The organism is Parabacteroides sp. ASF519 (assembly GCF_000364265.2).
Classification (GTDB): Bacteria; Bacteroidota; Bacteroidia; order Bacteroidales; family Tannerellaceae; genus Parabacteroides; species Parabacteroides goldsteinii.
Map to the genome: position 1 here is coordinate 557109 of NZ_AQFV02000006.1, position 13387 is coordinate 570495.

Genomic DNA, 13387 nt, shown 5'->3' on the forward strand with positions numbered 1-13387 from the left:
AGAAGGCCCCGGAATTGTATATTTCGAGAAAAATGGATCTTATTCCGGGTCCTTCTTTTTTTAACAGCTAAAAATAATGTCATGAAGAATATACTCCTTTTCCTGTTTCTCCCTCTTTTCCTGGGGGCTTGTGGCGATGATGATAATACTCCGAACGGACCGGATGAAAATGATAATATTAATTGGTATGCCGCTGCCGACAGCAGTACGACAGCATTGGTAAATTCATTCTGGAATGCAGGAGGAAAATATTTTAATTATGATAGCAACGGAAATACGACGTTCCATTACTGGCCTCAGGCGCATGCGCTGGATGTTTTGACGGATGCTTATTTGCGTACGGAAGATGCAAAATATAAAACCTATTTCGACCAATGGTTTGAAGGCGTGAAGATCAAGAACGGTAATTCGTTCCGGAATGACTATTACGATGATATGGAATGGAATGCCCTCGCTATTCTTCGTGCTTACCAGGCAACCAAAGAACAGAAATATAAAGAGGCGGCATTGCAGATATGGGATTATATCAAAGTGGGTTGGAATGAGAATGCAGGTGGAGGTATCACCTGGGTAAAAGGGCAGGAGTATAGCAAAAATGCCTGTTCAAACGGTCCGGCTTGTATTCTGGCAGCCCGCCTGTATCGTGAGTTTGGAGATGAGACCTATAAAGAATGGGCACTCAAGATATATAACTGGGAGAAAAGTACATTATTCAATAGTAATAACGGAATGGTGTATGACAATATAAACAGTAATACAGGAGAAATACAGAAAGACTGGATATTTACTTACAATGAAGGAACATTTGTCGGATCGGCTGTTGAATTGTATAAGATATTGGGAGAAAAAGCCTATCTGAACGATGCCGTTTTGGCCGCTGATTATACCATCAGTACATTGGTCAACAATTCCATCCTGAAAGATGAAGGAACTGGAGACGGTGGATTATTCAAAGGTATTTTTATCCGTTATTTTACGGATCTGATCCAACAGGACCGCCTGGATGCAGGTGCTAAACGACGTTATGTGCAGTTCCTGAAAACCAATGCCGAGACATTATGGACGCAGGGAACCAATAAATCGAATGTCTTATTCGGTACTTACTGGCGGAACGCCCCGGGAGCATCTACAGGACTGACCGAACAACTGAGCGGTTGTATGTTGATCGAAGCGGTTGCGTTGCTGGACGATTTGGATCTATTATAAGTTATACGTGTTTTTAATTTCAGACAGATATAGTTTTTAATTCTTGATCATTATCATATTCTAATAATTAATTTAGCATGAAAAACTCTTTTTTTGCAGGTTTGCTGTCATTAACCATAATGATAAGTTGCCAGCCGGATAAACAACTTACGAATTATGTGAATCCTCTTTTGGGGACAGCTACGCTATGGGAAACGAAAGATCTGGGTTATGAGCGTCATTTGAAGACAAGGACCTGGGGGGCAGAAGTCTTTCCCGGTTCTTCCGTCCCGAATGCGATGGTACAGCTGAGTCCGGTGACTCAGTTCCGGAGTGGGGCCGGTTACCAGTATGAAGATACGGTCATCTATGGTTTTTCGCATACCAACAAAGGACATTGGAATTTGCTGCATCTCCCTGTCCTTCCGGTGACAGGAAATGTTTCCTCCGGTGATTATGCTTCAACATACAGTCATTCGAACGAATCGGCCCGTCCGGGTTATTACCAGGTGTTTCTGGAAAGGTACGGGGTCAATGCCGAACTGACTTCCACGCTCCGCTGTGCTTATCATAAATATACTTTCCGGCCGGATGACGACAAGAAAGTATTAGTGGATATCACACGGACAAACAATGGAGTAAGAGACTGGAGTATTCAAAAAGTCGACGATTATACTTTTTCCGGTAATCAGGATGCGGAAGGAAATATCCGTTTCTATGCTGTTTCCAATTATAAGATTGAGGATATCAGACAGTTGAAAGATGGTGAACATGAAGTTTCGGTTGTCAGTTTTGCCGATAGCAAAGGAAGTAAACCGCTGGAATTAAAGATCGGTTTTTCTTTCGTAAGTATTGATAATGCAAAGATGAACCTGGAGCAGGAAATGAAGGATAAGAGTTTTGTGCAGGTTCGTAAGGAGGCTGATAAGACCTGGGAGAATTTGTTATCCAAAATAGAAGTAACCGGCGGAACAGAACGTGAGAAAGGTATTTTCTATTCCTGCCTGTACCGTTCGTTCTTATGGCCGGCGTTGCGTAGCGACGTGAACGGGGAATATACGGATGCCAAAGGTAATGTGGTAAATAATGGTTTCCGTTATTATACCGATCCGTCATTCTGGGACGATTATCGCAATAAGTTGATTTTATTGGGAATGATTTCTCCGGATGTAACGACCGATGTGATCAAGTCCATCACGGATAAAGGCGAAAAGCGAAATGGTTATATGCCGACCTTCTTCCATGGTGACCATGCCTCTGTATTTGTTGCCGGTAACTATTTACGTGGCTTGAAGGACTTCGATCTGAACCGGGCTTATAAACTGTTGGTGAATAATGCCACTGTCCCGGGAAAAGGCGGCAGGCCATATCTGGATGAATACATCGAACAAGGATGGATTGCAGAAAAGGATACCACCAATGTCCCGACCTGGGATGAATACAAAGCCGCTGTAACAAAGACTGTGGAATATGCATACGATGATTATGCGACCGCTTTGTTGGCTAAGGAGTTGGGAGATGAAAGTATTTATAAAACATTGATGGAACGTTCCGGCAATTATAAGAATCTGTTTGACCCGGGTACGGGCTTTTGGCGCGGAAAGATTGCCGATGGCAGCTGGATCAAGGATTTCGATCCTTACTATCCTTATTATGCCTATATGTATCGTGAGGCTAATGCCTGGCAGTCACTGTTCTTTGCTCCCCATGATCCGGAAGGCATGATTGCCCTTTATCCCGGTGAAAAAGCGGTCGAACAGAAGCTGGATTCACTGTTCACTGAACCGTGGAGAAACTATGAAGCGCATAATATGACCGGTTTCATTGGAAATTATTGCCATGGTAATCAACCGGACCACAGTGTTCCCTATACTTATTATTTCATCGGTAAACAGGAGAAAGCGCAATGTGTGCTGGATAGCATCATGAACCATTATTACGATATGGGTAAAGAGAAGCTCGCCTATTCGGGAATGGATGATGCCGGTGAAATGTCTGCCTGGTATGTATTCAATGCCATTGGTTTATATACCTATTCTCCGGCTGATCCGGAATATATTGTAACCGTACCTTTGTTCGATCAGGTGAAATTCACTTTAGGCGATAATAATCAGTTCGCGATCGTAAAGAACGGCAATGGGCGGAAGATTACGGATATCTCTTACGACGGTCAGAAAATCAAAGGTTGGTTTATTTCACATGACCTGTTGAAACAAGGAAAACAACTGACGATTACTACTGAATAAATATATAAAACGTTTTTCTATTCGAATTAGGGGGTGTTTCAAAGCCCCCTAATTTGTTTAGTACATGCCTATCGGATTGAAGGACTAAATAAGTCTCTTTATCTGATCGGAAGCCTGATCTTCTATGGTTGAATAGAGCCGTTTTTGAAGCATTTCGAACTGGTCCTTGGAATAGCTGTGGTCAATTGCCCCGTGATCGATATGGTGGATATAATCGCAACAGGAAGTCAGTGTTTCGAAAACATGTGAGGTGACCAGCACTGTTTTGCCCCCTTTCCGGAGTTGTTGCAGGATGAGGGTGAGGATATGGGCACTTTCCAGATCCAGGCCGTTGAACGGTTCATCCAGGACAACGATTGGTTTATCCAGCTTCAGAACGGCCAGCAGAGCGAGTTTCTTTCTCATCCCGGTTGAATAGTTCTCTGTTATATCGTCTAACGGAATATGGAAAAGTTGTTGCCAGTTGTCTGTTTTAAAGCCGTTTGTGCCGGCCGGGAAAAGATCCAGATATTCGCGCCCTGTCATATAAGGATAAAAGTAGTTTTCTGCTTCCAGATAGGCAATATCCTGCCTTTTTAGAGATCTGTCGTTATAGCTGACCGAGCCTGCGGAAGGACGGATGAAAGAATACAGCGTATTCAGCAAAGTCGTTTTTCCGACACCGTTCAGGCCGACCAGACCATGTATTTTCCCTGATTCCATCGATAAGTCGATCCCTTTCAGTACAGGAAATTCTTTTTTATATTCTACTTGTAGATTCCGGATTGTAAGCATATAAATAAGTTGTTAGATTCCGGCGCGCAGCCAGATAGTTTTTGACCAGGAAAAACAAGACTACCGGTAAAAGAACCGGAAAGAAAATGCTTATTACGGCTATTGTTATGGGGACCTGTCCTCCTGTTATTTTTGTATTCGGCAGATAATGGGCATATTTATTTATAATAAACAGTGTTATGTTCAGGGAAACCGCAGCCAAAAAGGTGAGGATGAACCACCAATGCTCCGGATATAAAAGTGTATATATTGCGCAAACAGGAGTTGTTGCACATAAGAATAACTTCAAATTTAAACGAAGCTTTCCGTGCAGGAACCTGTTGACCGGACGCTCCTGTGAGCAAAGTATCTGTACCGGTTCTGAAAATCTGAATATATCGGATACTATGACTGTGAAGAACCAGAGCGATGCCAAAGAAGCAAAAGGCAACAACAGGCCTATCCATGCACTCACATAAAGGATCAGTAATAAACCGCCGTATTGCCGTATCCCTGACCGCAGTTCAAAGGCTTCCGCCGGTATCCATTTAGGGGAGTTCATTCCTTTTTTTGTCCGGTGGAAAGGCTGTTTTATGAAACCAAGACTTATGCATCCGGCTATAATTGCCAGCGATACATACCAGTATGAATTTACCGATATGATGATAAGGACCGGCAAGGACAGTAAGAGATAATCCATACTGAATACTTTCCAGGCTTTCTCCTCTGCAAGATGGATAAAATGATAGTCTTTTCTCCGTAATTGAATCAATGAAAGGAAAACAAGCAGGATACCCGCTATAATCAGGCTCCCATGTAAATCTTTTGTAAACTGATACAGTGCAATCCCGGCTATCAGTAAAATACCTGTCAGTATAACCAGATAGATAACAGGTATTTCACGAATAAACTTTCCTGCCTGGCGGAGCCGGAAACGGAGGAATGCGCTGTTCATATTATACGTAATTTAGTGTTCTGGACAAATGTAGGTAATTTTATTTGTTCTGCTAAAAATAAAAGCGGATTCCAGCATCAAAACTCAGGCGGAAAATACCGCTTCTTTCGTCATCCGATTTCTGGTACCCGGCATTTTATTGTTTCTTTAAACGCCAAGTTCTGTTTTTTGTTGTATCCGACGGATATTATCCCTATCTTTCGGCTATCAAACCATACCTTTCATTATCAACGCTTATTCCATACTTCTCTTGCTGACATCCCATACATTTTAGCGGCCGATAATTGTGAGCCGCTTGGCTCATAATTATCAACCAAACGGCTCATAATTGTCGGCCAATCGGCTGATGGTTATCAACCGCTGATTTCCTGCCGGGGAAATTGGAGTTAGTACGTATGGTAATTATAAAAGGATAGGGAAGAAATAGAAGTTTGATCGGGAGCTAATTGTTAGTTTTCTATAAACATAAGTTTGTAACTATCTTTAAATTCATATTGGATATATAATCCCAGTGGTTTTAAGGTTATATTTAAACGCGAGATAGCCTGTTGAATAGTGTTCTCTTCTACTGTACATCCTTTCCAGACCAGATTGCATAAGTCATTTATTGAACAGGTATTTTCAGGTGCATTGCAAAACGCGACTAATAATTGTTGTTGCTGACGGGTTAGTTTTATAGTTTCTCCGTTGTACTTTAATGTCTTTGTGCTTTTTTCAAATAGCAGATGAGGAGAGAAGATATGGATATCAGGATCATTGCTCTGTTTTTCCAGTTGTTTGAGTATTTCTAGTTTCTCTTCCGTTTGGATCAACTCATTTTGCAGTGAATTTTCTCTTTCTGTAAAATCATTGATAAGGACCGGGATCTTTTTTTTTAGATTGTCCCAGGCATACCCCATAGACAATGTGAATAAAACCCAACCGACTAAGGCAACCCAATATGAGGTAGGCATACGGTATCCTAATGTAAATCCGGATATTTTTATATAAGCATTCAAAGTGATTCCCGTGGAACTAACTATATAAGGTTCCGTAAATAACGGGTCGAAAGAGGTTATATTAAAACGAGTACACTTTTGGCTCTTTTTATTGATCGTGTCGGTCATACATACAGCAGTAGTTATATGTATATTCTCTTTTTTCAATTTTTGTTGGAAAATCGTATCCAATTGATAAATGTTTATTGGATTTTTGAAAGATAATATAGATTGGAGGAAAGCGGTTAGTTTTTCGTCTAATGACTGATTAGATAAAGCAGGTGCTTTTACCTCAATTGTTTCAGATTTGAAAATACAACTGTCGGGAGTGGTTATAGCTGACGGTACATCCATCAAAGATACTTTTTCTGTTAATCCCTGAGATCTGTTATGAAAATCTTCTTTGACCGATTCTTTAAACAGGGTGACAGACTTTTCCAGAATATGTCTTTTTTCTATTTGGAAGAATGATATCTCATAGATGGACAATTAGGAAAGGATACTATAGGGTTGAAACGATTTCAACTTTTTTCAAAAGGGAATATTGAGGCAGAATATAATCGTTTCCCTGTTTCGGAAACTGAAAAGAATCCGGTTTTTATAACAGCTTCAGTTTCAGTTTCTCCGGATAAAAGGAAAATGGCTGTGGGAACTTTATTTGGTGGTATATTGGAGTTTTTTCAATTATCTGATGATATAAATATATCTTCCACACGTTATTTTTATTCTCCTGAGGTTAATTTTAGTGGTGGTTCATTACTTCCTACAGATCAAACTGTATATGGTTTTTCTGCTTTGTGCGCAACAGATGCTTTATTATATAGTGTGTTGATTGCCGATAAAGATCCGAATCAGTTTAATAAGATTTGTTCTTTTGATTGGAAAGGTAATGAAATTGCTAAATATCAAACAGATTGCCTTGTTTTTAATCTTTGTGCATCTGATACCGACACAAATAGATTATATGCAATAGCTATTTCTCAGGAAAAAGGTTTTTATTTAGTCAGTTTTGATTTGGAATAACTAATTTGAAAATATAGTCAGCTATTTGAAAATCGGAAATAGCTGACGTAACAATTTTTGCTCTACTCTCATTTGGTCAGGAAAGATGTTTCTCTTATGTTATCAGAGGATAGGCTGTTGTGTCTTCGACTTGTTTGACTGCCCCTTTTCAAATATAGGAAAGGGGCTAATAATTAAGTCCGAATTGCCACAAAGGAATTACGTTCATATATCCCTGTTCAATGTTATCCTTTACAATAAAACCATTCTCAGAACCTTGTAATTGTTTTTGTTTTTTATTTTTGCCACCAACTTCAAAAATATAGTTAGCTATTTGAAAATCGGAAATAGCTGACGTGATAACTTTTTGTTCTACTCTCGTTTGGTTTAGAAAAAATGTTTCTCTTATGTTACCAATCTCTGAAGTATCCTGACCTAAACTATATATGAGAGTTGGATTATCTAAATAGACTTTATCCACTTTTCCAAGTCCTCTGATACCGCCTGTTCCGTCACGTAGTTGTGCTATTAACCCGGCTTCTTCCAGGTAAAGAAAATAGTCTGATAAATTGTTGCGACTTACTCCTAATATGGTAGCAATACTACTCATATTGGGTTTGAATGGTACACTTTGGGCTATGATTATAAGCAATTGTTTTAACTTTCGAGTTGTCGATATACTCATTTCTGCATATTGTGGAATGTCAACTTCCAGTGTTTTGTTTATCACTTGTTGCAAACGAATATTGAATTGATCTTCTTTAGAGAATGGATAATATCCTTGTTCTAAATAAGATTGGAAATAAGCGTAAGGGCGGAATTTATCAGGGAGTTCTGCACGATGTTGTATGATATCTGTCAATGAATAGGCGGGAATCTTTATATGATGAAACATCTCTAGATATTCACGGAATGAAAGTCCTTGCATGGAATAGACAATAGCGCGTCGGCTCAGATCTGTTGATCCTTTGTGGATATCAAGAATGGAAGAACCTGTAAAGAAAACTTTTAAGTCTGCATGATAGTCATATATTAGTTTTAATTCGCGTGCCCAGTCTTTGTATTTGTGGATTTCATCAATAATGAGATGTGTTCCGCCTCGCTTCACAAATTCATCGGCCAGATCAACGAGGTGATGCGCGGAAAAATATAAATCGTCAGCATTGACGAATAGTGTTGTATTTCGATTTAGTTTTTCTTTGGCATATTGTAACATCAATGTTGTTTTACCTATGCCACGTGGACCAACCAAGCCTAACAGACGATTATCCCAATTAATGCGGTTGAACATGTATCGATGAAACGTAGTGGATATACTACGTAACATTGCGTCAAAACTAGCTTGTAACTTTTCCATATGCTATGTGTTTTCTGCAAATATACTAATTTGCACTTCGGGAAGTGCAAATATGGCCTGTATTTGTGTTTTTTTTAGTGCAAATTGTGAATAAACTATCCGTAGATTGTTTCAGATAGCTCTTTCTGAGGATAGACCGCTACGTAAGTTATGAACGGGAGCCAGACGGTATAAAGCAAATATATTTACTATCTTTGCAAGTCAATGAGCAAAAATATGGAAGACGATTTTGATATAAGGGACACCCGTATGCCGGAAAGTGAACGAGAGTATGAGAATGCGCTCCGACCGCTTTCTTTTCATGATTTCAGCGGACAGGCCAAGGTGGTCGAGAACCTGAAAATATTCGTGATGGCTGCCCGTATGCGTAAAGAAGCATTGGATCATGTGTTGCTGCATGGCCCTCCCGGATTAGGTAAAACAACGTTGTCGAATATTATAGCCAATGAGCTGGGAGTTGGTTTTAAAGTAACTTCCGGGCCGGTTCTGGATAAGCCCGGTGATCTGGCGGGGGTACTTACTTCGCTGGAAAAGAATGATGTGCTTTTTATTGATGAAATCCATCGGTTGAGTCCGATCGTGGAAGAATATCTTTACTCGGCTATGGAAGATTACCGGATCGATATTATGATCGATAAAGGACCGAGCGCACGTTCCATTCAAATAGACCTGGCTCCTTTTACACTGGTTGGGGCGACAACCCGTAGTGGTTTGCTGACCAGTCCGCTGCGTGCCCGTTTCGGTATCAATATGCATCTGGAATATTACGAGATGGAGACATTGACGAAGATCGTGTTGCGTAGTGCCGATATTCTAAATGTAAAATGTGAACTGACAGCTGCCCGTGAGATCGCTTCCCGGAGCCGCGGTACGCCTCGTATTGCCAATGCGCTATTGAGGCGTGTACGTGATTTTGCACAGGTAAAAGGTTCCGGTGAAATAGATAAGGCAATTTCCTGCTATGCGCTGGAGGCACTAAATATTGACCGATATGGCCTGGATCAGGTTGATAATAAGTTGCTGACTACAATTATAGATAAATTCGGCGGTGGTCCGGTCGGACTGACTACGATTGCTACGGCTTTGGGAGAAGACCCCGGAACGCTGGAAGAAGTGTATGAACCTTTCCTTATCAAAGAAGGATTTATCAAACGCACACCGCGGGGACGTGAGGTCACGGATCTGGCTTATACCCATCTGGGACGTAAAAGGGGCGAAGAACAAGGGTTTTTATTTGACTGAAAATAGTTATGGCTGGAGGAATGAAGCGGCTCGCAGGAGAGACTGCGATTTATGGTGTTAGTAGTATCGTAGGGAAGTTCCTGAACTGGATGCTGGTGCCGATGTATACGCGTGTGCTGGCGACGGAAAGCGATTATGGAATCGTGACCAATTTGTATGCCTGGACGGCATTGCTGATGGTTATTCTGACTTATGGGATGGAAACGGGATTTTTCCGTTTTATGAATAAGAAAGAAATTGCGCTCCCGATGCGGGTTTATGCTACTACATTATTTAGCATTGCTCTTACTTCTGTTCTGTTTGTGGTATTGATATTCAGCGCGCTGACTCCAATCAGTGATTCTTTGGGGTATGGTTCGAATCCTGAGTTTGTAGGGATGATGTCGGGAATTGTGGCAGTCGATGCCTTTTGTTGTATACCGTTTGCATTTCTCCGGTATCAGGGGAAAGCGGTTCGTTTCGCTTCTATTAAGCTGTTTAATATTTTTCTGAATATTGTTTTAGTTCTTTTCTTTCTGATAGCTTGTCCATGGCTCTATGATCATGCCCCTGCATTGGTCGATTGGTTTTATATCCCAGATTATCAGGTTGGATATATTTTTGTTGCGAATGTAATAACATCGCTTGTTACATTTGTGTTATTGTTTCCCGATATGATTCCGGGTTTACGGGAAAAAGCCAGTTTTGTTTTACTCAAGCAGATGCTTGCTTATTCTTTTCCGATCCTGATTTTGGGGATTGCAGGTATTTTTAATCAGACAGCCGATAAAATACTATTTCCTTTCCTATTCGAAGATAAGGAAATGGCTAATACCCAATTGGGGATATATGGCGCTTGTTTTAAAATAGCAGTTGTGCTGGTAATGTTTACACAGGCATTTCGCTACGCTTACGAGCCATTTATTTTTGCAAAGAATAAGGATGATGACAGTAAAAAGTCATATTCGGAGGCGATGAAATATTTCATTATATTCGCTTTGCTTATTTTTCTGGCAGTGATGTTTTATATCGATATATTTAAACATATTGTCCCTGCTTCCTATTATCCGGGTTTGCGCGTTGTTCCTATTGTTATGTTGGGAGAATTGTTCTTCGGAATATATTTTAATCTCTCGTTCTGGTACAAACTGATTGATCAGACACAGTGGGGTGCTTATTTCTCGACGATAGGATGTGTTGCGACGATTCTGATCATTGTTTTATTTGCTCCGACATACGGATATATGGCTTGTGCCTGGGCTTCTTTTGTTAGTAACCTGGTTATGATGTTGTTATCCTATTTTATCGGACAAAGGAAATTCCCGATCCAATATGATCTTAAATCGGTGATCACTTATTCTGTATTGGCAACCGTATTTTATCTGGCCGGCATGTTGCCGACGATAGAGTCGGAAATCCTGCGTCTGGGTTACCGCACATTGCTGCTTTGCCTCTTTGTCGGTATCGTTGTAAAACGCGATCTGCCATTGGGAGAGTTACCTTATGTAGGGCGTTATTTCGCTAAAAAGAAATAATTTTATTCCGGTTTGATCGGGATGATCAGCGTAATGCGTAGTCCGGTTGTATAATCCGGGTCTACGTAGATCTGACCTTTCATACGTTCTGCGATCTGGCGGCAAAGATATAATCCCAATCCTGAACCGGGAACGAAATCATCCGCTTTGGTGAACCGTTCGAATATCCATTCACGTTTATCGGGCGAAATACCGCAACCGGTATCTGTGATGCTGACGATCATCCGGTTTTGTTCTTCTTCCGCTTTATAGGAAAGGACAATACTTCCCCGTTCGGTGAATTTGTTTGCATTGTTCAGCAAGTGGGCCAGGATCAGACTGAAATGGCTAGAGTTGGTAAAAGCAATATCCTTATTCCGGTCACCTTCTATCTGGTAATCGATGTCTGGTTTGCTGTTGAGTCTTTTGAGTTGTTCCATTTCACAGGAACAGAGCAGATGGATATTTACTGGTGATAAGGGCAAATCCTCCTTGTTGCTATCCAGCTGGGCAATTTCGAGTACGCTGTTCATCATGGAAGTGATATGGTTGCAGTTCTCGAAAATGATCTTGCTGAATTCCTGCTTTTCTTCAGGCGTAATGTCTTCTGTCGTAATCAGGTCGGCAAACCCGTTGATCGCGTTCAGGGGTGTGCGGACTTCGTGACACATGTTCTTAATGAAGGCATTCTTCATCTTTTCACTTTCCTGTGCTTTCTCGCTGGCGAGGATGACCAGGCGGTTCGAGTCCTGTAATTTCTTATACAATGAATTGATTTTCCATAAGCGGAACGCAACAAAGACTGCGAAACTGATAGCCAGGATAAACAAGGCCAGGAACATATATAGCTGGCTACGGCTTTTCTGTAAGTCCACTTCCAGTGCTTTCTTCTCAATAACCAGTTCGTCTACCCGTTTATTGATTTCCAGGTCTTCCAGTTTGTCTTTCATGTTTTTGAGTCGTGCCGAATCCACCAAAGCTGCGTATTCTTTGTGGGATTCATAAGCTTCCTTATATAGATGCAGGCTGTCGAGCATATCTATCTTTTCTTTGAGCGTCGAAACGACATGGTCTGATAAATCGATTTTAAAGTCGGCATTGCGGAAATAATGAATAACGGAGTCGCAATATCGTATGGCCATCGGATAATCGTTGGTTGTACGGTAAAAATTCAGAGCTGTGAAGAAACGGTCATATTCGGCAGAGAAAGCAGCGTCTTCCGGATATTTCCTGTTCAGTTCCATAAAGTGCTGGAAATAAGAAGAGGCTAGGTCTTTTCCAAGCGTCTTTGCCGTAACGGCCAGAGAAGAATAGGCGTTCAGTAAATGCCGTTTGCTGATGTAAGGACGCTTTTTCATCTCTTTCGTTTCTGCATATTCTTTTTGCATTTCCAGATAGCGAAGCGCATAAGTCGCCTGGTCATTCATCGCGCCTGAATAATTCGATTCACCTGAATAGAGGGTCAGAATACTGAACGTATTTAAGCGGAATAAGTAAGAATATTGTAGCGGGATATTTTCCGACAAGTCGATGATCGCTTTAAAACGTGTGCATATACGCTTGTTCCATTCCTCTTCGTTACCCGGTTCGACCCGGTTGCCGTAAGCCATTCCGAGCACATAATTGATCGATATTTTTTCGAGGACCGAAAGATTTTTGTCTGTTTCCAGTTTAAGCCGGTATTGCTCGATCAGTTTCTTCCTGTCTTCTCCTTCGGTATAGAAAACCACGCGTACGTCGATGATTGTCTGCATATAAGTTACCAGAAAATCGCGTGCTTTGCCTTTCAGCTCGCGTTTTGCTTCTTCCATGTAAACGTTTGTGCTGTCTTTGATGTCGTTGTTGACATAAAAGCGGAGAATTTCGGTCAGGGCAGCTTCTTTATAATAATCGTTATCGTTGGCCAGTGCTTCCTTATACAGCTGTTTGGCATAGTCAACCTGTTCTTCCTGCCGGGAGATATCCATCAGGTTTGTCAATGTCTCCAGCTTTTCTTCCGGGGAGGATATTGATTTTAAAGCAACGCTTAAAGCCTCTTTGGTAGCCGTGTTGTCGGCAGCAGCAAAGAGTATATTGCCAAGCATGCATATCAGAATTAAGCAGCGTTTCATTATTTATATAAACATTTAGATGGACTCCTTTTCAAAATAATATTCTTCTTTGTGCAAAGTTAATTG

General features: G+C 41.0%; 10 protein-coding genes. 5 read left to right on the forward strand and 5 right to left on the reverse strand.

The window, feature by feature from the left end; genetic code table 11:
* Positions 1–81 precede the first annotated feature (81 nt).
* Positions 82–1206, forward strand: a complete 1125-nt coding sequence (locus tag C825_RS02260; RefSeq protein WP_010801249.1) for a glycoside hydrolase family 76 protein — start codon at positions 82–84, stop codon at positions 1204–1206.
* 77 nt (positions 1207–1283) lie between these two features.
* Positions 1284–3431, forward strand: a complete 2148-nt coding sequence (locus C825_RS02265) for a GH92 family glycosyl hydrolase (protein ID WP_010801250.1) — start codon at positions 1284–1286, stop codon at positions 3429–3431.
* Positions 3432–3515: 84 nt separating this feature from the next.
* Here C825_RS02265 and C825_RS02270 read toward each other — a convergent pair whose 3' ends face one another.
* The 3 genes from C825_RS02270 to C825_RS02280 all read right to left on the reverse strand — a co-directional run bounded on the left by C825_RS02270 (position 3516) and on the right by C825_RS02280 (position 6470).
* Complete coding sequence (locus C825_RS02270) at positions 3516–4205, reverse strand: ATP-binding cassette domain-containing protein (protein ID WP_010801251.1); 690 nt, start codon at positions 4203–4205, stop codon at positions 3516–3518.
* Positions 4171–5139 (reverse strand): hypothetical protein, encoded by a 969-nt coding sequence (locus C825_RS02275; protein ID WP_010801252.1) that lies wholly within the window; start codon positions 5137–5139, stop codon positions 4171–4173. The genes C825_RS02270 and C825_RS02275 overlap by 35 nt, the downstream gene beginning before the upstream one ends.
* A gap of 449 nt (positions 5140–5588) precedes the next feature.
* The gene (locus C825_RS02280; protein ID WP_010801253.1) at positions 5589–6470 is read right to left on the reverse strand and encodes a winged helix-turn-helix domain-containing protein; all 882 of its coding nucleotides are present in this window, start codon (positions 6468–6470) and stop codon (positions 5589–5591) included.
* A gap of 156 nt (positions 6471–6626) precedes the next feature.
* Between C825_RS02280 and C825_RS02285 the strand changes: the two genes are divergently transcribed.
* Positions 6627–7139 carry a hypothetical protein gene (locus tag C825_RS02285; protein ID WP_224263886.1) on the forward strand — a complete coding sequence of 171 codons (513 nt, stop codon included), beginning with the start codon at positions 6627–6629 and terminating at the stop codon, positions 7137–7139.
* 166 nt (positions 7140–7305) lie between these two features.
* Here the strand turns inward: C825_RS02285 and C825_RS02290 are convergent, their stop codons facing one another.
* Complete coding sequence (locus C825_RS02290) at positions 7306–8475, reverse strand: ATP-binding protein (protein ID WP_010801254.1); 1170 nt, start codon at positions 8473–8475, stop codon at positions 7306–7308.
* Positions 8476–8691: 216 nt separating this feature from the next.
* Between C825_RS02290 and ruvB the strand changes: the two genes are divergently transcribed.
* Entirely contained in the window at positions 8692–9717 is a 1026-nt protein-coding gene (gene ruvB, locus C825_RS02295; RefSeq protein ID WP_044215110.1) for a Holliday junction branch migration DNA helicase RuvB, read from the forward strand.
* A gap of 8 nt (positions 9718–9725) precedes the next feature.
* Positions 9726–11231: a lipopolysaccharide biosynthesis protein gene (locus tag C825_RS02300; RefSeq protein WP_010801255.1), complete on the forward strand. Its 1506-nt coding sequence runs from the start codon at positions 9726–9728 to the stop codon at positions 11229–11231.
* 2 nt (positions 11232–11233) lie between these two features.
* On the opposite strand, the gene C825_RS02305 is transcribed toward C825_RS02300, so the two are convergent.
* The gene (locus C825_RS02305; RefSeq protein ID WP_010801256.1) at positions 11234–13294 is read right to left on the reverse strand and encodes a sensor histidine kinase; all 2061 of its coding nucleotides are present in this window, start codon (positions 13292–13294) and stop codon (positions 11234–11236) included.
* Between the last annotated feature and the right edge of the window lie 93 nt (positions 13295–13387).

Excerpts from the sequence above, each read along its gene's own strand:
- C825_RS02260 (WP_010801249.1), top strand. The coding sequence starts at position 82 with ATGAAGAATATACTCCTTTTCCTGTTTCTCCCTCTTTTCCTGGGGGCT.
- C825_RS02265 (WP_010801250.1), top strand. The coding sequence starts at position 1,284 with ATGAAAAACTCTTTTTTTGCAGGTTTGCTGTCATTAACCATAATGATA.
- C825_RS02270 (WP_010801251.1), bottom strand. The coding sequence starts at position 4,205 with ATGCTTACAATCCGGAATCTACAAGTAGAATATAAAAAAGAATTTCCT.
- C825_RS02275 (WP_010801252.1), bottom strand. The coding sequence starts at position 5,139 with ATGAACAGCGCATTCCTCCGTTTCCGGCTCCGCCAGGCAGGAAAGTTT.
- C825_RS02280 (WP_010801253.1), bottom strand. The coding sequence starts at position 6,470 with ATGGATGTACCGTCAGCTATAACCACTCCCGACAGTTGTATTTTCAAA.
- C825_RS02290 (WP_010801254.1), bottom strand. The coding sequence starts at position 8,475 with ATGGAAAAGTTACAAGCTAGTTTTGACGCAATGTTACGTAGTATATCC.
- ruvB (WP_044215110.1), top strand. The coding sequence starts at position 8,692 with ATGGAAGACGATTTTGATATAAGGGACACCCGTATGCCGGAAAGTGAA.
- C825_RS02300 (WP_010801255.1), top strand. The coding sequence starts at position 9,726 with ATGGCTGGAGGAATGAAGCGGCTCGCAGGAGAGACTGCGATTTATGGT.
- C825_RS02305 (WP_010801256.1), bottom strand. The coding sequence starts at position 13,294 with ATGCTTGGCAATATACTCTTTGCTGCTGCCGACAACACGGCTACCAAA.